The sequence below is a fragment of the Mycolicibacterium lacusdiani genome (genome assembly GCF_021916785.1).
In the GTDB taxonomy this organism is placed as follows: domain Bacteria; phylum Actinomycetota; class Actinomycetes; order Mycobacteriales; family Mycobacteriaceae; genus Mycobacterium; species Mycobacterium lacusdiani.
In genome coordinates this window covers 102,613-124,077 of record NZ_JAKCFC010000009.1, presented here as the reverse complement: position 1 = coordinate 124,077, position 21,465 = coordinate 102,613, and the positions used below count along the sequence as shown (strand labels likewise).

Annotated in this window: 19 protein-coding genes; 9 read left to right on the top strand and 10 right to left on the bottom strand. The window is 68.8% G+C overall.

Features of this window, described 5'->3' with window-relative positions:
- Positions 1-2 precede the first annotated feature (2 nt).
- Entirely contained in the window at positions 3-2,288 is a 2,286-nt protein-coding gene (locus tag LOK44_RS23370; RefSeq protein WP_237572473.1) for a molybdopterin guanine dinucleotide-containing S/N-oxide reductase, read from the bottom strand.
- Between the two features lie 103 nt (positions 2,289-2,391).
- Between LOK44_RS23370 and LOK44_RS23365 the strand changes: the two genes are divergently transcribed.
- Entirely contained in the window at positions 2,392-3,555 is a 1,164-nt protein-coding gene (locus LOK44_RS23365) for an acyl-CoA dehydrogenase family protein (RefSeq protein WP_237572472.1), read from the top strand.
- A gap of 160 nt (positions 3,556-3,715) precedes the next feature.
- The gene (locus LOK44_RS23360; protein ID WP_237572471.1) at positions 3,716-5,845 is read left to right on the top strand and encodes an LGFP repeat-containing protein; all 2,130 of its coding nucleotides are present in this window, start codon (positions 3,716-3,718) and stop codon (positions 5,843-5,845) included.
- Between the two features lie 12 nt (positions 5,846-5,857).
- On the opposite strand, the gene lexA is transcribed toward LOK44_RS23360, so the two are convergent.
- The gene (lexA, locus tag LOK44_RS23355) at positions 5,858-6,559 is read right to left on the bottom strand and encodes a transcriptional repressor LexA (protein WP_237572470.1); all 702 of its coding nucleotides are present in this window, start codon (positions 6,557-6,559) and stop codon (positions 5,858-5,860) included.
- Positions 6,560-6,804: 245 nt separating this feature from the next.
- On the opposite strand from lexA, the gene LOK44_RS23350 reads away from it, so the two are divergent.
- Both LOK44_RS23350 and nrdR read left to right on the top strand, forming a co-directional pair.
- Positions 6,805-7,245 carry a LysM peptidoglycan-binding domain-containing protein gene (locus tag LOK44_RS23350; RefSeq protein ID WP_237572469.1) on the top strand — a complete coding sequence of 147 codons (441 nt, stop codon included), beginning with the start codon at positions 6,805-6,807 and terminating at the stop codon, positions 7,243-7,245.
- Positions 7,246-7,340: 95 nt separating this feature from the next.
- Complete coding sequence (gene nrdR / locus LOK44_RS23345; RefSeq protein ID WP_163917996.1) at positions 7,341-7,805, top strand: transcriptional regulator NrdR; 465 nt, start codon at positions 7,341-7,343, stop codon at positions 7,803-7,805.
- A 16-nt stretch (positions 7,806-7,821) separates the two neighbouring features.
- Here nrdR and LOK44_RS23340 read toward each other — a convergent pair whose 3' ends face one another.
- From LOK44_RS23340 to LOK44_RS23330, 3 genes are read right to left on the bottom strand one after another with little or no spacing between them, the layout of a single operon-like run.
- Positions 7,822-8,520, bottom strand: a complete 699-nt coding sequence (locus LOK44_RS23340; RefSeq protein ID WP_237572468.1) for a PhzF family protein — start codon at positions 8,518-8,520, stop codon at positions 7,822-7,824.
- Between the two features lie 29 nt (positions 8,521-8,549).
- Entirely contained in the window at positions 8,550-9,572 is a 1,023-nt protein-coding gene (locus LOK44_RS23335) for an alpha/beta fold hydrolase (RefSeq protein ID WP_237572467.1), read from the bottom strand.
- Between the two features lie 11 nt (positions 9,573-9,583).
- A complete protein-coding gene (locus tag LOK44_RS23330) occupies positions 9,584-10,570 on the bottom strand; it encodes a proteasome assembly chaperone family protein (RefSeq protein ID WP_237572466.1) in 987 nt (328 codons plus the stop codon).
- 179 nt (positions 10,571-10,749) lie between these two features.
- Here LOK44_RS23330 and LOK44_RS23325 point away from each other — a divergent pair, with 179 nt between their 5' ends.
- On the top strand, positions 10,750-11,526 hold the full coding sequence (locus LOK44_RS23325; protein WP_237572465.1) for a trypsin-like serine peptidase: 777 nt from the start codon (positions 10,750-10,752) through the stop codon (positions 11,524-11,526).
- Here LOK44_RS23325 and sthA read toward each other — a convergent pair.
- On the bottom strand, positions 11,523-12,938 hold the full coding sequence (sthA, locus tag LOK44_RS23320) for a Si-specific NAD(P)(+) transhydrogenase (RefSeq protein WP_237572464.1): 1,416 nt from the start codon (positions 12,936-12,938) through the stop codon (positions 11,523-11,525). The two genes, LOK44_RS23325 and sthA, sit on opposite strands and share 4 nt — an antisense overlap.
- A 306-nt stretch (positions 12,939-13,244) precedes the next feature.
- On the opposite strand from sthA, the gene LOK44_RS23315 reads away from it, so the two are divergent.
- From LOK44_RS23315 to LOK44_RS23305, 3 genes are all read left to right on the top strand, one after another.
- Entirely contained in the window at positions 13,245-14,039 is a 795-nt protein-coding gene (locus LOK44_RS23315; protein ID WP_237572463.1) for a peptidoglycan-binding protein, read from the top strand.
- A gap of 40 nt (positions 14,040-14,079) precedes the next feature.
- Positions 14,080-16,614 carry a hypothetical protein gene (locus LOK44_RS23310; protein WP_237572462.1) on the top strand — a complete coding sequence of 845 codons (2,535 nt, stop codon included), beginning with the start codon at positions 14,080-14,082 and terminating at the stop codon, positions 16,612-16,614.
- A gap of 107 nt (positions 16,615-16,721) precedes the next feature.
- Positions 16,722-17,789, top strand: a complete 1,068-nt coding sequence (locus LOK44_RS23305; RefSeq protein ID WP_237572461.1) for a DUF4192 domain-containing protein — start codon at positions 16,722-16,724, stop codon at positions 17,787-17,789.
- On the opposite strand, the gene LOK44_RS23300 is transcribed toward LOK44_RS23305, so the two are convergent.
- From LOK44_RS23300 to LOK44_RS23290, 3 genes are all read right to left on the bottom strand, one after another.
- Positions 17,786-18,475: an iron-dependent transcriptional repressor DtxR gene (locus LOK44_RS23300; RefSeq protein WP_163917989.1), complete on the bottom strand. Its 690-nt coding sequence runs from the start codon at positions 18,473-18,475 to the stop codon at positions 17,786-17,788. The genes LOK44_RS23305 and LOK44_RS23300 overlap by 4 nt on opposite strands.
- 143 nt (positions 18,476-18,618) lie before the next feature.
- Positions 18,619-19,575: a sigma-70 family RNA polymerase sigma factor gene (locus LOK44_RS23295; protein WP_163917988.1), complete on the bottom strand. Its 957-nt coding sequence runs from the start codon at positions 19,573-19,575 to the stop codon at positions 18,619-18,621.
- 148 nt (positions 19,576-19,723) lie between these two features.
- Positions 19,724-20,125 carry a DUF3099 domain-containing protein gene (locus tag LOK44_RS23290; RefSeq protein WP_237572460.1) on the bottom strand — a complete coding sequence of 134 codons (402 nt, stop codon included), beginning with the start codon at positions 20,123-20,125 and terminating at the stop codon, positions 19,724-19,726.
- Positions 20,126-20,201: 76 nt separating this feature from the next.
- Here LOK44_RS23290 and LOK44_RS23285 point away from each other — a divergent pair, with 76 nt between their 5' ends.
- On the top strand, positions 20,202-20,438 hold the full coding sequence (locus LOK44_RS23285) for a DUF3039 domain-containing protein (RefSeq protein ID WP_237572459.1): 237 nt from the start codon (positions 20,202-20,204) through the stop codon (positions 20,436-20,438).
- On the opposite strand, the gene LOK44_RS23280 is transcribed toward LOK44_RS23285, so the two are convergent.
- Positions 20,428-21,441 carry a YihY/virulence factor BrkB family protein gene (locus LOK44_RS23280; RefSeq protein WP_237572458.1) on the bottom strand — a complete coding sequence of 338 codons (1,014 nt, stop codon included), beginning with the start codon at positions 21,439-21,441 and terminating at the stop codon, positions 20,428-20,430. The two genes, LOK44_RS23285 and LOK44_RS23280, sit on opposite strands and share 11 nt — an antisense overlap.
- Between the last annotated feature and the right edge of the window lie 24 nt (positions 21,442-21,465).

Here is a 21,465-nt window from a genome sequence, read left to right as displayed (position 1 = left end):
CGCTAGCGGTGGACGATCACCGGCGGTTCGTGTGCGCGCACGGGCGGCAGTGCGCCGGTGAACTTCTCGATCTCGACGAGCACGTGGGCGCCCGTGCAGCCCTGCGCCAGCGACGAGGTGCCGACGTCGGCGGTGAGGACGTTCGGGTTGCCGTGCACGCACATGGCGTCCACGTCGCCGGCGTCGGCCGGGTCGTACCAGGCGCCCGTCGGCAGCTGCACCACGTCGGGCCGCAGGCGGTCGTCCAGCACGGCGCCGGCCAGGCACGCACCGCGGTCGTTGAACACGCGCACGACGTCGCCGTCGACGATCCCGCGCCGCTCCGCCGCCCGCGGGTGGATCCGAATTGGTTCGCGCCCATGCACTTTCGACGCCTGACTGGTCGCGCCGCCGTCGAGCTGCCCGTGCAGCCGCGACGACGGCTGATTGGCCAACAGGTGCAGCGGGTGAGCCGCCGCCCGGTCGCCGCCGAGCCACTCGTCGGGTTCGTACCACCGCGGATGGCCCGCGCAATCGTCGTACCCGAAGCCGTCGATGTCGGCCGAGAAGATCTCGATGCGGCCGCTCGGCGTGCCCAGCCGATGGGTCACCGGGTCGGCGCGGAACTCGCCGAGCAGGCTCAGACCGTCCTCGGTGGGCAGGCGTAGCGAGCCCGCGCTCCAGAACTCCTCGAACGTCGGGACGTCGAAGTCCAGTTCGGCCGACCACTTCTCGTAGAGGTGCGCCAGCCACTGCCGTGCGGTGCGACCCTCGGTGAACTGCTCGCCGAAGCCGAGCCGATGCGCCAGAGCCGAGAACGTCGCGTAGTCGTCGCGGGCGTCGGCGTACGGCTCGGTCAGCGCGGGCATGGCGACGAACATCGGGTCGTTGCGGGAGCCCGAGAAGTCCTCGCGCTCATAGGCCGTCGTCGACGGCACCACGACGTCGGCGTGCTTGGCCATCGCCGTCCAGTAGGGCTCGTGCACCACGATGGTGTCGGGCCGGCCCAGCGCCCGGCGCAACCGCGGGATGTCCTGGTGGTGGTGGAACGGATTGCCGCCCGCCCAGTACACCAGTCGAATGTCGGGATAGGTCAGGCGCAGCCCGTTGAAGTCGAACGGCTCGCCGGGATGCAACAGCATGTCGCTGACCGCCGCGACCGGGATGAACGACCGCACGGGGTTGAGTCCCTGCGGCAGCGCGGGGAGCCGGCACCGCAGCGGCGGCAGACCCGGCTCGTTCATGGATCCGTACCCGTGCCCGAAGCCGCCTCCGGGAACACCGATCTGGCCGAGCATCGCCGCGAGCGTCAGGCCCATCCAGGGCGCCTGCTCGCCGTGGCGCACCCGCTGCAGTGACCAGCTGACGGTGACGAGCGTCCGGCTCGACGCCATCCGGCGGGCCAACTCGGTGAGCCGGTCGGCGGGCAGGCCGCAGATCGGTTCGGCCCACCCCGGCGATTTCGGCACCCCGTCGTCGAGGCCTAGCAGGTAGCGCTCGAACCGGTCGTAGCCCGTGCAGTAGCGGTCGAGGAACGTCCGGTCGGCGAGTGACTCGGTGGCCAGCACGTAGGCCAGCGCCAACATGATCGCCACGTCGGTGCCCGGCACCGGCGCCAGCCACTCGCACTCGCCGTCGACGTCGTCGCGCAGCGGGGAGAACGACACGATCCGCCCGCCGCGGTCGCGTAGGCGCCGCAGCGCGTCGCGCGCCGGATGAGCCGTCGTACCGCCGTGATTGATCGCGGTGTTCTTCATCGCGACGCCGCCGAAGCAGACCATCAGGTCGGTGTGCGCGGCGATGACGTTCCAGTCCGTCGAGCGCTTGAACAGGTCGTCGTGCGTTCCGACCACCCGGGGCATGATGACGCCGGTCGCGCCCAGGCTGTAGGAGTGCCGGGAGAACGTGTAGCCACCCAGCATCTTCAGGAAGCGGTGCACCTGGCTCTGTGCGTGGTGGAAGCGTCCCGCGCTGGCCCAGCCGTAGGAGCCGCCGTAGATGGCCTCGTTGCCGTGCGAGTCGACGACCCGGCGCAACTCGTCGGCCAGGAGTTGGGTCAGCTCGTCCCACGACACCGCGACGAACTGGTCGGCGCCGCGCACCTCGGTGGGACCGGGGCCGTGCTCTAGCCAACCGCGGCGCACAGCCGGGCCCGTGATCCGCGAGCGGTGCTTGATGGAGCCGGGCAGATTGCCGAGCAGGGGAGACGGGTCGGCGTCGCCCTCGGCGGGTGACACCGATGCGAGGTCGCCGTCGCGGACGTCGGCGGTGAAGGCGCCCCAGTGGGTGAGGCTGGCGGGGCGGGGCATTCTGACGATTCTAGGGTCGGCACACCGTTGCCGCCGGTCCCAACCATCCGGTTGGCTGGTATATGGTCGAAGGCAATCCCATCCGCCAATCCGGAGGTCCGCCATGGCCCAGGCCGTCAAGTTCGATCGCACGCTGTTCGAGGCCGAGCACGACATGTTCCGCGAGTCCTACCGCTCGTTCCTGGAGCGCCACGTCGCGCCGTTCCACGACGAGTGGGAGAAGAACAAGATCGTCGACCGCGGCGTCTGGCTCGAGGCAGGCAAGCAGGGCTTCCTCGGCATGGCGGTGCCCGAGGAGTACGGCGGCGGCGGCAACCCCGACTTCCGCTACAACGTCATCGTCACCGAGGAGACCAGCGCAGGCCGCTACAGCGGTCTCGGCTTCTCGCTGCAGAACGACGTCATCGCGCCCTATTTCCTGCGCCTGGCGACCGAGGAGCAGAAGCAGCGCTGGCTGCCCGGGTTCTGCTCGGGTGAACTGATCACCGCCATCGCCATGACCGAACCGGGCACCGGCAGCGACCTGCAGGGCATCAAGTCCCGCGCCGTCAAGCAGGAGGACGGCAGCTGGGTGCTCAACGGGTCGAAGACGTTCATCACCAACGGCGTTCACGCCGACCTGGTGATCGTGGTGGCGTGCACCGACCCCGAGAAGGGCGCACTCGGCTTCTCGCTGCTGGTCGTCGAGCGCGGCATGGAGGGCTTCGAGCGCGGCCGCCACCTCGACAAGATCGGTCTGGACGCCCAGGACACCGCCGAACTGTCCTTCACCGACGTGCGGGTCCCCGCGGAGAACCTGCTGGGCGAAGAGGGCTCGGGCTTCGTCTACCTGATGCAGAACCTGCCGCAGGAGCGCATCAGCATCGCCGTGATGGCGGCCGCAGGCATGGAGGCCGTGCTCGAACAGACCCTGCAGTACACCAAGGAGCGCAAGGCGTTCGGCAAGCCGATCGGCAGCTTCCAGAACAGCCGGTTCGCGCTGGCCGAGATGGCCACCGAGGCCACCATGGTCCGGATCATGGTCGACGAGTTCCTCCGCCTGCACCTGGACGAGAAGCTCTCGGTCGAGCAGGCAGCCATGGCGAAGTGGTACGCCACCGAGACCCAGGTGCGACTCAACGACCGCTGTCTGCAGCTGCACGGCGGCTACGGCTACATGCGCGAGTACCCCGTGGCCAGGGCGTTCCTCGACGCCCGGATCCAGACCATCTACGGCGGAACCACCGAGATCATGAAGGAGATCATCGGCCGCAGCATGGGCGTCTGAGGCACCCCGGCGGGCCCGCGCGCTGGACGTCGATTGGGTACCGGTCGCGCGACACTTGCCCGCAGACGCTTGGATATCCCTCAAGATGGACGTCGTCTGACGCAGAGTTGACGGACGCGATACTTCGAGGGAACCCCCGAGCGGGTCGCGGGGAGGACGGATGACTGTGCTGCACACCCTGCTCGGCAGGCTCATCGGGCGCGCCGGCGTCGCGCTTGTGATGGCGATTGCCGTCATTGCGTTCGCCCCGGCGATCCCGATCGCATCGGCTTCACCCGAGGGCGATGCCGACGTGGCGATGACGCAGGCGTGGGAGGCAGGCGGCGGTCCGACCGGCGCACTGGGTCCCAAGGACGGCGGCGTGTACGCCGTCGGCGCGGGATTCGGCCAGAACTTCGCCAGCGGCAGGATCTACTTCACCCCCGAGACCGGCGCGCGGATCATGCAGGGCGCGATCCTCGAGAAGTACCTGTCGCTCGGCGGCCCCGGCGACGGCGACCTCGGCTTCCCGAACATCGACGAAGGCGCGGGGCGCGCGCCGAACAGCCGCAATACGACGTTCAGCGCGGCGGACAACCCGGTGATCTTCTGGACGCCCGACACCGGAGCCCACGTGGTGCGCGGGGCGATCAACGCGGCGTGGGACCGGCTCGGTGGGTCGGCGGGCACCCTCGGCGTCCCGACCGAGGACGAGGTCTACCGCGGAAACGTGGTGTCGCAGACGTTCACCGGTGGCCAGATCTCCTGGGACCGCAGCACCAAGACGTTCACCACCACCCCACCCGAACTGGCCGCACAGCTCGAGGGCCTCGAGATCCCGGGCAACGCGAACACCGAGATCGACGCCGCCCGACGCGCCGCAGGGGGTCCGCTCGGACCGCTGGGTGCGGCCGAGGGGCCGCCCGAGCCCGTGGGCGACGACGGTCTCCAGCAGACCTTCGCCGGGGGCAAGATCTTCTACAGCCCCGCCACCGGGGCGACCGTCATCACCGGCCAGCTGCTCGAGAAGTACGAGAGCGTCGGCGGCCCCGAGAGCGACCTGGGCTTCCCGAAGGCCAACGAGGCCGACGGCGGCCTGGCACCGGCGAGCAGGACCGCCTCCTTCACCGCGGAGGACAACCCGGTCATCTTCTGGACCCCCGACTTCGGCGCCGTGATCGTGCGCGGTGCGATGAACGCGGCCTGGGCGAAGCTCGGTGGCGCCACCGGCGAACTGGGCGCTCCCACCGCCGACCAGACCGAGGACGGCGACGTCGTCACCCAGAAGTTCGCCAACGGCGCGATCTCCTGGAACCGGTCCACCGGCGAGTTCACCACCGAACCGGCGAACCTGGCGGCGGGACTGGCAGGGCTCGAGGTGCCCGGCCAGGGAGCGCCGCAGGCGCCCCAGGCCGCCGACTCCGACGCCGAGGGCGCACAGCCGTGGTACCAGAAGTACTGGTGGGCACTGGCCGTCATCCCCGTGCTGCTGCTCATCGCCGCGATCGTGGCGGCCGTGGTGCGGCGCCGCACCGACGACCGCGAACCGCTGAACCACTTCGACGAATACGACGACTTCGACGACGACCAGGACTTCGAGTCCGGTCCGATGCCCGCCGCCGACGACCGACCCGCCGTCGGCCAGCCGCCGAACGTTCCGCTGAGCGCGTGGGCGATGACGGTCGACGACGACCAGCCGTCGGGTCCCGGCAGCGTGCCGGGGAGCGAGGCGTTCCCGGCCAACTTCGCCGAGGATCAGGACGCCATCGACACCGCGCCGACGCGCGTGGTGACTGCCGAGGACGTGGCCCGGGCCGATGACACGGGCGAAAACGCTCCGACACCGGATGACACGACCCCGGATGACGAGACGCCGGATGACGAGACTCCTGACGTCACGACACCGGACGACATCACGCCGAGTGACACGTTCGACGATGCGTCGGTTGACGATGCAGGCAGCGAGAGGACGTCGGCGTTCACGGGCATCGACCCCTTCGCCTCCGCTTCGGAGTACCGGCACTCGTCGTTCGACGAGCCCGACACCACGGCGCTCGCGGCGGAGCCGGCCAGCGGACCGCCCAGTGGTCGGCACGCCGCGCTCTCGATGGAGGAGACTGCGCCGTCGCAGACGTCGATGCGCCTGGCCCTCGACAGTCCGTTCGATGCGCCCGACGGCTATCCGATCAAGGCCGACACCAAGACCGGCCTGTACTGGCTGCCCGGCAGCGGGGAGTACGACCGGGTACGCGCCGAGATCTGGTTCGCCAGCGAGGAATTCGCGCTCACCAACGGATTCACCCGAGGCTGACCCACGCGGTCGTCAGATCTTGCGGATGACCGTGACGACCTTGCCCAGAACCTGGGCGTCGTTGCCGGGAATCGGATCGAACGCCGGGTTGTGCGGCATCAGCCACACCTGACCGCGGGTCCGCTTGAAGGTCTTCACCGTCGCCTCGCCGTCGATCATGGCCGCGACGATGTCGCCATTGTCGGCGACGTTCTGTTGGCGGACGACGACCCAGTCCCCGTCGCAGATCGCGGCGTCGACCATCGACTCGCCGACGACCTTGAGCAGGAACAGCGAGCCCTCGCCGACCAGCTCACGCGGCAGCGGGAAGACGTCCTCCACGGCCTGTTCGGCGAGAATCGGTCCGCCCGCGGCGATTCGGCCGAGCACCGGCACGTAGGTGGGCTCGGGCAGTGAGTCCGAACCTGCGACGTCGGTGGCGACGATCGGAGTGACGTTGTCCTCGGAGCCACGCACGTCGACGGCACGCGGACGGTTCGGGTCGCGGCGCAGGTAGCCCTTGCGCTCCAGCGTGCGCAGCTGGTGTGCGACCGACGACGTCGACGTCAGGCCGACGGCGTCGCCGATCTCGCGGATGCTCGGGGGATAACCGCGCGTGGTCACCGAGTTTCGGATCATGTCGAGGATGGTGCGCTGTCGCTCGGTCAAGGCGGCGTCCACACCCGTTGGGCGACGTGCCTCGCTGCCGTCTTGCGTGTCGCTGCTGTCACTCATGGCGCCGAATCTAGTCCGGTCCGGAGCGTTTTTCAAACATGTGTTCGACGCGTGTCGCGCTCGGGTTCGCGGCGGAGGGCAAGAGAGGAGCGACCGGAGATTGACTCGAACGGACTTGTCGGTGCCCGCCGATATCGTTTGCAACAGTTCGATCACATGTTCTAGTCATCGAACACTTGAGCGATTATGGTTCGAACACAGTAGCGAACGACCGGCACTGCACGACAGGACGAAAGGCGCCAGAGATGACCATCATCACGCGGGAGTACCCCACCGAAATCGTCGCCCGCCCCATGCGGCCGCGCCCCGACGTGCGGCGCGGTCCGCAGCGCCGCAGGCCGGCCAACGAGCCGCTGCGGTACCGCGGCACCGGCGTGCTGATGTCGCGAGCGTCCAACCGCCGCAAGCCGATCACGCCCGCCACCACGGTGCTGCTGGCGCTGGTGGCGGCCGCGATCACGGTGTGGCTCGGCCTGGTCGCGCAGTTCGGCGCGCCGTCGGAGGCCCCCGCGCCGGGTCAGCTGGCGGTCGTCCAGGTGCAGACGGGGGAGTCGCTGCAGCAGCTCGCGCAGCGCGTGGCACCCGATGCGCCCGTCGCGGCGGTCGTCGACCAGATCCGCGAACTCAACGAACTCTCCTCCGCCGGCGTCGACGCCGGACAGACGCTGATCGCACCCGTCGCCTGATCCGCGCCATGCGCCGTGATTTCCGCTGCCGTCAATCGGTACGCTCGTATGTGGCCGGGGCGCCCGGACTCGACATACGCGGCGAAGGAGCGGTTGTGCACTGTCCCTTCTGTCGTCATCCCGACTCCCGTGTCGTCGACTCGCGCGAGGCCGACGAGGGCCAGGCGATCCGCAGGCGCCGGTCGTGCCCCGAGTGCGGCAAGAGGTTCACCACGGTCGAGACCGCGGTGCTGGCGGTGGTCAAGCGCAGCGGCGTCACCGAACCGTTCAGCCGCGAGAAGGTCATCAAGGGCGTGCGGCGTGCCTGCCAGGGCCGCGACGTCGACGACGACGCGCTGAACGTCCTCGCGCAGAAGGTGGAGGACGCCGTGCGCTCCACCGGATCGCCCGAAGTCCCCAGCAACGAGGTCGGCCTCGCGATCCTGGGCCCGCTGCGCGACCTCGACGAGGTCGCCTACCTGCGCTTCGCCTCCGTCTACCGCTCGTTCTCCTCCGCCGAGGACTTCGAACGCGAGATCGAGGCCCTACGGGCCCACCGTCAGGTCGCCTCGCCGAGCTGACCCGCTCGGCTCGCCGCTAGTCGATCTGCCTGACGCCGTCGTCGACCACCCGGCCGGCCACCTTCACCCAGCCCTCGGGATCCCACCACGTACGGATCTGCGACCCCTCGCCCTGGGTGATGAGCAGATCGCGGCTCAGGTGATCGGTGATGCGCACCGCGGCGGCTCCGGTGGCTTCGTCCTCCGGGATGCCGAGATGGCTGGCGAACATCCGGGACCGGATGGTTCCCGCCTCCCGGTCGATCCAGGCCCACAGGTAGTGCTCGACGTCCTCGGTGTAGTCGTCGGGGTCGGCGGTGAGTACTTCGTCGACCGAGGCCATGTCGTAGATCGAGAAGTCCGGCGCCCAGTCCGAACGGGCCCGGATGATCGCCATCTCGCCGTCGGCTCCGTCGTCGTAGGACACTCCGACGATGCCGGCGGGCACCTGCAACGTACGCACCGGGGTGCCGCGTCGATGGAGCCACCACGCCGCACCCACAGTCGGGTGGCCCGCGAACGGCAATTCCGTTGCGGGAGTGAAGATGTGCGCCCGCGCCGTCGCCGCTCCCGCGGCGGGCAGGTCGATGAAGATCGTCTCGCTGTATCCGAGTTCGGTCGCGATGCGCTGCCGTTCGGACGGCGGCGCAGCCGCGGCGTCCACCACGCCCAGTGGGTTGCCGTAGTTGCCCTCGGAGTCGGTGAACACACGCAGCACTGTCACGTCGATCGCCATGCTCCGATGCTACGACGTTTCGAAGCGCCTCAGGTGGCGCTGCGCTCGTCGGCTCCCATCGCGTCGAGTACCGCGACACGGGTGCCCACCGAGCCGGTGATGGTCTGCTCGCTGATGCCCGCGCGCAGCAGGTTGCGCAGCAGATCCTGGTCGTAGACCGCGGGTTCGGTGGAGTCGATGAACTTCTCGACGACCTCCACGAACCGGTCGGGGTCGTCGTGGAAGGGGAAGTGGCCCGATCCGTCGAACACCTCGAGTCGGGAACCCGGCATCGCCGAGTGGGCCATCCTGGCGTGGCCGACGGGGATCACCGAATCGTGCGAGCCCCAGATGAGTTGCACGGGAACGGATTCGGTCAGGTAACAGCGGTCCAGCATCGTGACCACCTGGCCGCGCCAGTCCACCACGGCACGCAGCGTGCGAGCGAACGCGGAGGACGCGGTCGGCTCGGGCAGGTCGGCCAGGATGCGGAGCATGTCGGGGATGTCGCGGCCCGCCGCTGTCTTGCCGAGCAGCGCGCCGCCCACGCGGCCCACCGCCTGCAGCGCAGGCAGCACCAGCGGTAGCCGCAGCAGGGCCAGCGCTTCGGTGCCCATCGGCATGGCGGCGATGCGCAACGCCACGTTGACGTCCTTGGTGACGCCTCCCGCACCGACGAGGATCAGGCGGTCGACCAACTGGGGGAACTGATAGGCGAACTGCATCGCGACGCCACCGCCCAGCGAATGCCCCACCACGGTCACCCGCTCGACGTCGAGAACGCTGAGCAGGTCGCGCATCCCGTTGGCGTACGCCGCCACCGAGTAGTCCGCCCGTGGCTTGTCGGACTTGCCGTGGCCGAGCAGATCGGGGGCGATCACCGTGAACCGCTGCGCGAGCGCGGACTGCACCGTGCTCCACGTCGTCGAGTTGTCGCCGATGCCGTGGATCAGCAGGATCGCCGGACCGGACCCCGCCACGCGAAACGCGCGGCGATACCCGTGGATGGTCCGGTAGTGCAGTGTCGGGGTGACCTCGCGCACCGGTCGTAGATGAGGCGTGCGGTCGGTCATGTCAACTCCTGTCAGGGCGTTGCGGTGCCGCCGTCCCCCTCCGAGGGATCGTCACCAGCCTGCTCGGCCAGGAACTTCTCGAATTCGGCGCCCAGTTCATCGCCGCTCGGTAGGTCTTCGTCCCGGGCGAGCAGCGAACGATTCTCCTGAGCTGCGACGAACGCATCGTACTGGCGCTCCAGCGCGGTCACCACTTGAGCGACTTCGGCGCTGGACTCGACCTGCTCGTTGATCTTGGTGTGCACCTCGGCGGCAGCCTCACCGAGTGCCGCCAGCGGGATCTGCAGCGCAGCGGACCGCGCGACCTCGGCCAGCAGCGCCTCCGCGGCGGGCGGGTAGTCGGTCTGGGCCAGGTAGTGCGGCACGTGCACCGTGAAGCCCATGGCCTCGTGGCCGTGCTGCGCCATCCGGAACTCGAGCAGATTCGACACGCTGCCGGGCACCTGAACCTCACCGACCCAGGGCTCGTGGCCGGCGATCAGCTCCTTGTCGGCGGCATGCGCCGTCATCGTCACCGGACGGGTGTGCGGTACCGCCATGGGAATCGTGCCAAGGCCGATCACCCGGCGGACGCCGAGCCGCTCCGACAGCAGTCGTACCGCGGTGACGAACCGCTCCCACTTGAGGTCCGGCTCGAGACCGGCCAACAGCAGGAACGGCGTTCCGACGCTGTCGTGCAGCGCGTACAGGTTGAGTTCCGGCGTCTCGTACTGGGTGAAGTGGTCGGTCTTGAACGTCATCAGCGGGCGGCGCGACCGGTAGTCGAGCAGATCGTCGATCGCGAACGACGCGACGAGTTCGGTGTCGAGCGCGTTCTTCAGGTGCTCGGCAGCAAGCTTGATCGCGTGTCCGGCATCGGAGAAACCCTCCAGCGCGTGGATCATCACTGGTCCGCGGCCGTCTGCCGCCGACAGCTGGGGTGCCGGGAACTCGAGTTCGTACATCCCGCTCTGGTCTGGCTGATACTGCTGCTCTGGACTGTTCGGATCGTCCGTCATCGTGCTTCGCCTCCTCACCACGCCCATGGGCCGATCGTTCGACTCGCGCCCTCGTCACCCCAGTGTCCCGCACTCGGGCATCGGCGCCACGTCAGCCCCGGTACCCGTTGGCAACGTCGTCGAACCTGGGGGCATTCCGGAGCACTGCCGGGCCGCCGCCGGTCGGGCACCATCGGGGGATGTGGATCCGGTCGCTCGTGATGGTCGCGCTCGCGATGGTCGCGGTCGGCTGCTCCCATCAGGACGCGACGCCACGACTCGCGCAATCCACGCCGCAGACGCCGGACGCGATCAGCGCGGCGCCGGTCGCGCCGGACCGGCGGGTAGGGGCGTTGTTCCTTGGCGGTGAGACGCTGCACACGTGTTCGGGCTCGGTGCTGGACTCGGCGTCCGGCGACCTGATCCTGACCGCCGCGCACTGCGTCGCCGACGGTGTGGACGCGTACTTCGTGCCTGGCTTCTCGGGCGAGGTCCAGCCCAATGACGCCTGGCACGTCGACGAGGTCTTCCTCGACCCGCGTTGGCTGGCGGTTCAGGATCCGTTGGCGGACTTCGCAATCGCGCGCGTGAGCCGGGATGGCGGCGGGTCAGTTCGGGACGCTGCGGGCGGCGGCTTCGCGCTGGGCCGGGTCCCGGCGGTGGGCGCTGACGTCGCGGTCACCGGCTACCCCATGGGCGTCGGCGGCGGACCGATCGGCTGCCGTACGACGATCGCCGCCCACGAGGAGTCCTTCCCGTCGCTGCGGTGCGCCGGCCTGGTCGACGGGACGAGCGGGTCGCCGTGGGTGTCGGGTTCCACCGTCGCGGGCATCACCGGGGGACTGGACGGCGGGGGCTGCCACGACGACGTGTCCTACTCACCGCCGTTCGACGATGCGGTGGCCGGGTTGCTCGCCCGCGCACAGGCCGGAGGCGAAGCCGACAGGGCGCCGGACGCGTTCGGTGACGACTGCTAGCGGCGGAATTGGCTGAGCGCGCGCAGCTTGTTCATGACGTCGAGCGCCGCGACCTTGTAGGCCTCGGAGAACGTGGGGTAGTTGAACACTGCGTCGACGAGGTACTCGATGGTGCCGCCGCAACCCATGACCGCCTGGCCGATGTGCACCATCTCGGTGGCGTTGGTGCCGAAGATGTGGACGCCGAGCAGACGGAGGTCGTCGGTGGAGACCAGCAGCTTGAGCATGCCGTACGAGTCGCCGGCGATCTGCCCGCGCGCGAGTTCGCGGTAGCGGGACACGCCCACCTCGTAGGGCACCGACTCCTTGGTGAGGTCGACCTCGGTGGCGCCGACGTAGGACACCTCGGGGATCGAGTAGATGCCGATGGGTTGCAGCTCGGTCATGCCCTTGCAGGGCTCGCCGAACGCGTGGTATGCCGCAAGCCTGCCCTGGTCCATCGACGTGGCGGCCAGTGCGGGGAACCCGATGACGTCGCCGACGGCGTAGATGTGGTCGACCTTCGTCTGGTAGTCGTCGTCGACGAAGATCCGGCCGCGTGCGTCGGCCTCGAGCCCTGCCGCGGGGAGGTCGAGGTGATCGGTCTGACCCTGCCGCCCGGCGGAGTACATCACGGTGTCGGCCGGGATCTGCTTGCCGCTTGCCAACGTCGTGACGGTGCCGCCCGTGCCGACGTCGACGGCGGTGACCTCCTCGCCGAAGCGGAACGTGACCGCGAGGTCGCGCAGGTGGAACCGCAGCGCCTCGACGATCTCCGGGTCGCAGAAGTCGAGCATCGTGGCGCGCTTCTCGACCACGGTCACCTTGGTGCCGAGTGCGGCGAACATCGACGCGTACTCGATGCCAATCACGCCGGCGCCGACCACGACCATCGACGTCGGGATGGTCTTGAGGTCCAGGATCCCGTCGCTGTCGAGCACGCGTTCGGTGTCGAAGTCCACGCCCGCAGGACGGAGCGGCTTCGTGCCGGTGGCGATCACGATGTTGCGGCCCGCCAACGTGATTCGCTCGGCGCGCGACGGATCCTCCACCACGACGGAGTGCTCGTCGATGAAGCGGGCATGACCCTCGTAGAGGTCGATGCGGTTGCGCATCAGTTGTGACCTGACGACGTCGATCTCCTTGCCGATCACGTGCTGGGTGCGTGCCAGCAGGTCGGCGGGGGTGATCTTCTCCTTGACCCGGTAGCTCGCCCCGTACAGCTCCCGTTGACTCATCCCCGTGAGATAGACGACGGCCTCGCGCAGGGTCTTCGACGGAATGGTGCCGGTGTTGACGCAGACCCCGCCGAGCATGCGACCGCGTTCGATGATGGCGACCGACTTGCCGAGCTTGGCCGCGGCGATGGCGGCCTTCTGTCCGCCCGGGCCGGACCCGATGACGACGAGGTCGTATTCCTGCGTGGAACCCATGGCAGTAGTCCTACGCGGCCCGGGTCCCAGGAAGATGCCATGGACGTCAACAACGCGTGAACATCGCGCCCGGGCTGGGCTCCGCACGTGCCCTCGGGAGTCCGCGTCGGTGCCGCCTGCGGCGGCTCGAATGCCGAGACCCGGTGCGGCGCAGCTCGTTAGCAAACATAACAAAGGACCGACTTCCTGGGAAGCGTCGGAATTTCTCTGCACGAAGTTGGTTGGATCGTCAATTTTCGTGGGTACCCCGGCCACACAGCAAACGAGCCCGGCGGCCGTCGGGACCCGAACGGATTGGAGCTGGCCATGAGCGCCGACGGACTGACCACCGAAGAACTCCTCGCCGAGAGCGCCATCGCGCTGCCGGACAAGGAAGTCGTCTCGATCCTCGACCTGAACGCCGACGTCGACGTCGCGATCGACGCGGCATCGCCCATCGACCTGGCCGCCGCGGCCAACCTCAACGTCGCCGCGCCGCTCGACGCGGCCGCCAGCGCCAACGTGCTGTCGTCGGGCTCGGGTGCCCAGGCGACGGTCGACCAGGGCGTCATGCTGGACCAGACGCTCGACGCCGACGCCTTCGCGACCTCCAACCAGGTCAGCGGCATCGATCAGGGCGGCATGGACACTGACGACGACGAAACCGGAACGGTCACCGATCCGACCACCGGCGGCGTCACCGACGGCACCGACACGGGCGGCGAGGTCACCGCGCCTGCCGTCGACACCAGCACCGGCGGGCTTCTCGACGGCAACCTGCTCAACGTCAACGTGAACGTCGACCTCGACACCGACCTCGCGGCCCCGATCAGTGGTGCCGTCGCCGCCAACGCCAACGTCGCCGCGCCGATCAACGCCGGTGTCGCGGCCAACATCGGGTCCATCGACTCCGATGCCATCGCCGATGCGCAGCAGGACGCGATCATCACCCAGAGCATCACCGGTGAGGCCAACGCGACGGCCAACCAGGACTCGACCATCTCGCAGGGCGACGGAGACTCGACCGGCGCCACGGGCAGCACGGCGGGTGACTCCGGCAGCACGGCGGGCAGCACCGGCGATGCCGGCTCGAGTAGCAGCTCGGGGGACTCGGGCGCCTGACGGCTGACCGACGAGCTGCGACCGCACCAGGAGAGTTCAGATGACGGTGTCCACGCATGGATCGGAATCGGTCGACGCCGGTCCGAGGCGCGCCGACGGAGTCGAGCTGATCGGCGAGATGGCGGGGTCCGGCTACCGGATTCCGCCGTCGCTGGCCCGTCGCGCGGACGGGCAGACGGTTCAACTCACGCCGCTGCTCTACGCGATCCTCCGGGAGAGCGACGGGCACCAAACCTCCGCCGACATCGCCGCTGCGGTGTCGGAGTCGACCGGCCGAACGGTCAGCGCCGACAACGTCGACCACCTGGTCGACAAGCAGCTGCGGCCGCTGGGTCTGTTGGTGCGGGTGGACGGTGGGCAGCCCGAGCTGAAGAAGCGCAACCCGTTGCTCGGACTGCGCTTTCGCTACGCGGTGACCGATCCGGACCGCACCCGCAGCCTCACCGACCCGTTCCGCGTCCTATTCCGGCCGTGGGTCGTCGTACCGATGCTGGCTGCGTTCGCGGTCGTGTGCTGGTGGGTCTTCCTCGAGAAGGGACTGGCTTCGGCGGCGTATGACGCCTTCGAGCGTCCGGGGCTGCTGATCCTGGTCTTCGCGGTCACCATCCTGTCCGCGGGCTTTCACGAGTTCGGGCACGCCGCGGCAGCGAGGTACGGCGGTTCCACGCCCGGGGTCATGGGCGTCGGGCTGTACCTCGTGTGGCCCGCCTTCTACACCGACGTCACCGACTCCTACCGACTCGGCAGGGCCGGACGGGTGCGCACCGACCTCGGCGGGCTCTACTTCAATGCGATAGTCGCCGTCGGCATCACGGCCCTGTGGTGGTGGCTGCGCTACGACGCCCTGCTGCTGGTCGTCGCGACGCAGATCCTGCAGATGCTGCGCCAGTTGGCGCCCATGGTGCGCTTCGACGGCTACCACGTCCTCGCCGACCTCACGGGTGTGCCCGACCTGTACTCGCGCATCAAGCCGACACTCCTCGGTGCACTGCCCTGGCGGTGGGGCGACCCGGGTGCCCGCCTGCTCAAGCCATGGGCCCGGATCCTCGTCACCGGCTGGGTGATCGTGGTCATCCCGCTCCTCATCAGCGCCCTCGCCGCGGCCGTCATCGCGCTCCCGCGTCTGATCGGTACCGCATGGGCGAGCCTCGGCAAGCAACAGGACGTGCTCGGCACCGCGTGGGCCGAGGGTGACATGGTTCAGGCGACGGCCCGGGTGCTGGCGATGGTGGCCATCGTGATCCCCGTCGCCGGTGTGCTCTACATGCTGATCCGGTTCGTCCGCCAGTCGAGCGCCGCGGCGTGGGCGGGCACCGAGGGCAAGCCGCTGAGGCGAATCCTGGTCGCGGCACTCGGCGTCGCGGTCGTCGGCGCGGTGGGCTACGCCTGGTTGCCGCGGGAGGACAACTACCGGCCGATCAGCCCGGACGAGCGGGGCACCATCGGCGACATCGTCTACGCATTGGACAGCGACCGGATCGCCGAACCGGTGACCGGGGACGTCGAGCCGCGGGCGGTATCGACGCCCACCCTCTTCGAGGGCAAGCAGGGTGTCCTGCAGGCGGTTTGGGACACGACCACGCCGCGTCCGGTCAAGCGGGCACCCGAACTCGCCGTCATCCTCGTACCGAAGGCACCTGCGGCGCCCGGCGGCGGCGGTGGTGGATACGCTGCCGCGGCGACTCCCGGCGCAGACCAGGGCTGGGTCTTCCCGGTCGACAAGCCGTTGGCTCCCGGCCCGGGTGACACGCAGGCGCTGGCGGTCAACACCACCGACGGCACCACGGAGTACGAGGCCGCCTTCGCCCTGGTGTGGACCACCGACGAGACCGACGTCATGAACGTCAACGAAGCCCAGGCCTATGCGTCGTGTTCGTCGTGTTCGGCCGTGGCCGTCGCGTTCCAGGTCGTCTTCGTCATCGACGAGGACGAGGCGGGAGACAACGTGGTCGCGCCGCAGAACCTCGCAGGCGCGCTGAACTACGACTGCGTCAACTGCCTGACCTACGCGCTGGCCCGGCAGTTGTTCGTCACGCTCGACGAGCCGCTGTCGGAGGAGGCCATGGCCGAACTCGACGCCCTGTGGACGGAGATCGCCGCCTACGGTGAGGCCATCGAAGCCGGTGAGGTGCCCCCGGAGGAGATCGAAGCCCAGCTCGACGCCTACGAGACCAGGATCAAGGCCATCGTCGAGGCGGATCAGCCGGGAGCGTTCCCGACCTCCACGGCGACCGCAGACCCCACCACCGGTGCGCCCAGCAGTACCGCGCCCCCGTCGACGGCGGCATCGGTCGCACCGACCGCGCCGAGCGCACCTGCCGACGTTCCCGTCGAGGGGTCGACGGTCGCGGAGCCCAGCGCAACGAGCGAACCGACGGCCGACCCGACTGCGACCAACGAGGTCACCGCACCGACGGCGGCCACGCCCACCGGCACGGTCACCGATGGTTCGACGACGACGGGATCCACGACCGACGGCACGACCACCGACGGCTCGACTACGGACGGCTCCACCACCGGTGGCACGGACTCGTCGGGAACCGGTTCGACAGACGGCTCGAGTGCGTCGCCCTAGGCGGCAACCCCTGCACATTCATCCCCAGTCGCGGTTTCGTCCACAGCGGGCACTCATCGGCCGCCTGCGGCACGGGTTTCGACGGTGCCATGCGGTGACCTTGGTCCATGACGACCTCACCCGACTCCGACTTCCACCTAAACCGACCCGGGGCGCTGATCGCCGCGCTGCCCGCCGTGTTGGGCTTCGTCCCCGAACAGTCGCTCATCCTGGTCACCCTCGATCGCGGGGAGCTGGGCTGCGTGATGCGCGCGGACCTCGCCGCGGTTCTCGGCCCGGACCTCGAGGGCGAGCTGGCGCACCTGGCCGAGGTGGCCACCAGGGGAGCACCAGATGCGGCCATAGCCGTGATCGTGGACGAGCTGGGTGCGGGCTGCCGCATGTGCAACGACGACCATCGGTTCCTCGCCGACGCACTCACCGACGCCCTCGACGGCCAGGGCATCGAGCTGCGCGACATCCATGTCGTCGAACGGATCGCCGCCGGTGCGCGATGGCACTGCGCGGACGGGTGCGGCCGCGGTGGGACCGTCGAGGACCCGTCGTCCTCGCCGGTGGCCGCAGCCGCCGTGCTGGACGGCCGTCGGCTCTACCGGCGCCGCTCCGAATTGCAGGACGTGATCGCGATCTCCGACGCGGACCACACCGCGGCGCTCGAGGTCGCGATCGTCGAGGCGATGGCGTCGCGGGCTGGACGGCCGCGCGACGACGCGGCCACGCGGGAGGACGTCGAGGCGGCGATGGTCGCCGCGTCCGCGGCGGCGCGGGGGGAGCGGCCGTCCGACGCCGATGCCGCACGTCTGGCGTGTGCGCTACGCAATCCACACGTGCGCGACGTGTTGTACGCGTTGGCGGTGGGATCGAAGGCGGCACAGGGGGAGTCGCTGTGGTCCACGCTCGCGCGGAGCCTGCCGAGCCCGTGGCGCGCCGACGCGCTGGTGCTATTGGCGTTCTCGGCCTACGCCCGTGGCGACGGCCCGCTGGCGGGCATCTCGCTGGACGCGGCGATCGACTGCGATCCGACGCACGAGATGGCCCGGATGCTCGACGAGGCACTGCAGCGGGGGATGCGCCCCGAACAGATCCGCGAACTCGGGCTCAGCGGGTTCCGGGTGGCAGCGCGGATCGGCGTATCGCTGCCGCCGCGTCAGCCCTTCGACCGACGGGCCGGCTAGACCTTCTCGACCTTGACCGCGTGGGCCATGTCGTGGGGAAGTTCGACCTGCTCGTGGCCCGGGATGACGATCATGACGCTGCCGTGCTCGCCGACCTGAACGGTCACACGGGCATTCGGAACCACGCCGGCATCCTTGAGCCTGCTGATCAGTCCGATGTCACCTTGCACGTGCTCGGTCAGCTGGCGGACGCGAACCGCGATCGGGAAGCCCACCGGTAGTTCGGTGAGCCGCACCAGGTTCATGTCCTCGGCGTTGGGGTGCGTGACGCCCAGATCCGACAGGCCGGGGATCGGGTTGCCGAACGGCGACGTCGTGGGGTTGTCGAGGACGCGTACCAGCCGGCGCTCGACGTCCTCACTCATGACGTGTTCCCAGCGACAGGCCTCGGCGTGGACTTCCTCCCAGGGCAGCCCGATGACGTCGACCAAGAGCCGCTCGGCGAGCCGGTGCTTGCGCATCACGGAGACGGCCAGCGCGCGGCCCTTCTCCGTCAGTTCGAGGTGACGATCGCCCGCCACGTGCAGCAGGCCGTCGCGCTCCATGCGGGACACGGTTTGGCTGACGGTCGGGCCGCTCTGCTCGAGGCGTTCGGCGATCCGGGCGCGCAGAGGCACCACGCCCTCTTCTTCGAGGTCGTAGATGGTCCGCAGATACATCTCGGTGGTGTCGATGAGATCGTTCATGGTGCCGCCCTCCGTCGCGGCCGAGTCTACCGGTGACGGACGCTGATCTGGAGTCCATCGCGTTCGCGTCACATTGTGATGCCCGCCGCGGGGTCGCGACGGGCATCAACGGTGGTGTGGGTGCGCGCCTCTCGGCGCTGGTGTCAGCTGGCGTACGAGCGGAGCCGCTCGGCGCGATCGCCGTGGCGCAGCTTCGCCATGACCTCGCGCTCGATCTGACGGACCCGCTCGCGGGACAGCCCGAACAGCTTGCCGATCTGGTCCAGCGTGCGGGGCTGACCGTCGTCGAGCCCGAAGCGCAGCCGGATCACCTGCTGCTCGCGCTCGTCGAGAGTGGCCAGCACGTGGCGGATGTCGGTGTGCAGCAGTTCGGAGATGACGGCGTTCTCGGCCGACATGGCCTCCGCGTCCTCGATGAAGTCACCGAGCGGTGCCTCTTCGTCGCTGCCGACCGGCATGTCGAGGCTCACCGGATCGCGGCTGTGCTCGAGCAGATCGGCGATCTTCTCGGCCGGGATGCCCGACTCCTCGGCCAGCTCCTCGTCGGTGGCCTCGCGGCCGAGGTTCTGGTGCATCTCGCGCTTGATGCGTGCCAGCTTGTTGACCTGCTCGACGAGGTGGACGGGGAGCCGGATCGTGCGGCTCTGATCGGCCATGCCACGCGTGATCGCCTGCCGGATCCACCACGTCGCGTACGTCGAGAACTTGAAACCCTTGGCGTAGTCGAACTTCTCCATCGCGCGGATCAGGCCGAGGTTGCCCTCCTGGATCAGGTCGAGCAGCGGCATGCCGCGGCCGGTGTAGCGCTTCGCCAGCGAGACGACCAGTCGGAGGTTCGCCTCCAGCAGGTGCCTGCGGGCGGCCTCACCATCGCGGGCCACTGCCGCCAGGTCGCGCTTGCGTGCGTCGCCGAGCCGCTTCTTGGTCGCCAGCAGATGCTGGGCGTACAGACCCGCTTCGATGCGCTTGGCCAGTTCGACTTCGTCGGCAGCCGTCAGGAGGGCGGTCTTGCCGATGCCGTTCAGATACACGCGCACCAAGTCGGCGGCTGGGCTCTGGCTGTCCAAATCGGAATCTATACGGCTTGCGGTGGCAACCATTCAAGGCCTCCTGCTCGGCTGGAACTGTCATGGACTACAACGTCGTGATGGTCCAAAGAGTTCCCCGGGATTGCCGCTTACACACGTCCTGAGCTGCAGTTTTTCGCCCTCGACCTGAGAATGTCCTGAGAAGTGGGCAAGATCTTCCTCAGTCGGGAACGTCGGACCGCGGCGGCGCCGGTTCGGCCTGGGGGATCGGTGCGCGGTAACCCTGCAGCGCCGGCCGTTCCGCAGTGGGAAAGAGCGGAATCTTGCGCCGGTTGTCGAAGCGACGAGGTTCCTCGGCCGTGCGCGGAGGACGGTCGTTGGCGATCAGCACGGCGATCCAGGGCAGCGGAATCGAAGCGACCAGGATCGCCAGCGAGATGAGTCCGTTGTGCCAGATGCCGTAGGCACCGGCAGCGAGCAGCAGAGCGGGGATGCGGAAGGACATGATCTTGAGGTACTTGCGCACCCGCTCACGGTGCTGCTCCTCGTAGGGAATTGCCGCACGAGTGATGAGAACCGGCCGACCATCGTCGTCGAAACTCAGCTCTTCGCCGTGTTTCATTACTTCACTGTTCCACACTGGACGCCGTTGAAACGATCCGGTTTCTTACCGAACTCTTGCCGGGCACAATGGGGTCATGCAGACCGAGACCATCGAACGCACGGACACCGACGAACAGGTCGACGACGGTACCGACGACGACACCCCCAAGGTCTTCCACTACGTGAAGAAGAACAAGATCGCCGAGAGCGCGGTAATGGGGACGCACGTCGTCGCGCTGTGCGGCGAGGTGTTCCCCGTGACCAAGTCAGCCAAGCCCGGATCGCCGGTCTGCGCGGACTGCAAGCGGGTGTACGAGTCGCTCAAGAAGTAGCGGCAGGCGCGTCGGGGGCCGCGGCGGTGTTGGCTTCCCCGGCGTGCGAGCCGACGTCGGAGACCCCTTGCGCGCCACCCGACCTCGCTTCGGCCTTCTGCTCGAGCCAGCCCCGCAACCGGCGCGCGTGGGTCTCGGGGGCGGGCCACTCCTCCTGGATCGCCGCGTTCAGTTCGGCGCCGATCATGATGGCGAAGCCGAGGAAGAACGCGAACAGCAGAAACGCGATCGGCGTCGCGAGTGCGCCGTACGTGTAGCCCGTGCCGGTGATCCAGGTCAGGTAGATCCGCAGTCCCAGGGTCGCAACCAGGAACACCGTGGCGGCCAGCACCGAGCCCCAGACGAGGCGTTGCGTGGGTAGTGGCCGGGGCAGCGACACCCGGTAGAGCAGGGTCATCACGATCACCAGTCCGATGAACAGCGCTGGGAAGTAGCCGAACCGCAGGACGTTGTCCCAACTCTGTGGGATGTATTGACCAATCTTGAGCGGCCCGAGCGCCACGAACGGCGCCATCGCGACGATCCCGACCAGCATGATGATGTAGAGCCCCAACGCGTAGAAGCGTTGTCGCACAGGGTGTCTCAGGTCGGTTTGGTCGTGCGCCTCCACGACCGAGTCCACGAATGCCGACACCGCCGACGACCCGGCCCACAGCGAGATGATGAACCCCAGGGACACGACCTCACCGCGGGCGCCCGCCACGATGTCCGCAATCGTCGGCTCGATGATCTCGCTGACGACGTTGCTCGAGAACAGGTTGCCGGCGGTGGCGATCAGTTGGTTCTCGATGGTGAGCAGTGTGTTCGGCCCGAACAGCGGGGCGACGTAGACCAGGCTGCCGAGCATTCCGAGCAGCAGGGGTGGAAGCGATAGAGCGCACCAGAACGCAGCTTGTGCGGACTCCGCGAATATCGAGTCGTCCCAACTCTTCGACAGAGTTCGCTTGAAGACCCGCAAGAGATAGTGCTTGGAAGGCTTCACGCGGGAAGGCTGGTCAGTCATGTCCAGACCAGCATTCCCGACGCG

Bases quoted from the DNA above. Each gene is read 5' to 3' on its own strand.
- LOK44_RS23360 (WP_237572471.1), top strand. From the start codon at position 3,716: ATGACTGTGCTGCACACCCTGCTCGGCAGGCTCATCGGGCGCGCCGGC.
- LOK44_RS23280 (WP_237572458.1), bottom strand. From the start codon at position 21,441: ATGACTGACCAGCCTTCCCGCGTGAAGCCTTCCAAGCACTATCTCTTG.
- LOK44_RS23335 (WP_237572467.1), bottom strand. From the start codon at position 9,572: ATGACCGACCGCACGCCTCATCTACGACCGGTGCGCGAGGTCACCCCG.
- lexA (WP_237572470.1), bottom strand. From the start codon at position 6,559: ATGAGTGACAGCAGCGACACGCAAGACGGCAGCGAGGCACGTCGCCCA.
- LOK44_RS23315 (WP_237572463.1), top strand. From the start codon at position 13,245: ATGAGCGCCGACGGACTGACCACCGAAGAACTCCTCGCCGAGAGCGCC.
- LOK44_RS23295 (WP_163917988.1), bottom strand. From the start codon at position 19,575: ATGGTTGCCACCGCAAGCCGTATAGATTCCGATTTGGACAGCCAGAGC.
- LOK44_RS23325 (WP_237572465.1), top strand. From the start codon at position 10,750: ATGTGGATCCGGTCGCTCGTGATGGTCGCGCTCGCGATGGTCGCGGTC.
- LOK44_RS23330 (WP_237572466.1), bottom strand. From the start codon at position 10,570: ATGACGGACGATCCGAACAGTCCAGAGCAGCAGTATCAGCCAGACCAG.
- LOK44_RS23300 (WP_163917989.1), bottom strand. From the start codon at position 18,475: ATGAACGATCTCATCGACACCACCGAGATGTATCTGCGGACCATCTAC.
- LOK44_RS23340 (WP_237572468.1), bottom strand. From the start codon at position 8,520: ATGGCGATCGACGTGACAGTGCTGCGTGTGTTCACCGACTCCGAGGGC.
- LOK44_RS23290 (WP_237572460.1), bottom strand. From the start codon at position 20,125: ATGAAACACGGCGAAGAGCTGAGTTTCGACGACGATGGTCGGCCGGTT.
- LOK44_RS23365 (WP_237572472.1), top strand. From the start codon at position 2,392: ATGGCCCAGGCCGTCAAGTTCGATCGCACGCTGTTCGAGGCCGAGCAC.
- sthA (WP_237572464.1), bottom strand. From the start codon at position 12,938: ATGGGTTCCACGCAGGAATACGACCTCGTCGTCATCGGGTCCGGCCCG.
- LOK44_RS23285 (WP_237572459.1), top strand. From the start codon at position 20,202: ATGCAGACCGAGACCATCGAACGCACGGACACCGACGAACAGGTCGAC.
- LOK44_RS23310 (WP_237572462.1), top strand. From the start codon at position 14,080: ATGACGGTGTCCACGCATGGATCGGAATCGGTCGACGCCGGTCCGAGG.
- LOK44_RS23370 (WP_237572473.1), bottom strand. From the start codon at position 2,288: ATGCCCCGCCCCGCCAGCCTCACCCACTGGGGCGCCTTCACCGCCGAC.
- LOK44_RS23350 (WP_237572469.1), top strand. From the start codon at position 6,805: ATGACCATCATCACGCGGGAGTACCCCACCGAAATCGTCGCCCGCCCC.
- LOK44_RS23305 (WP_237572461.1), top strand. From the start codon at position 16,722: ATGACGACCTCACCCGACTCCGACTTCCACCTAAACCGACCCGGGGCG.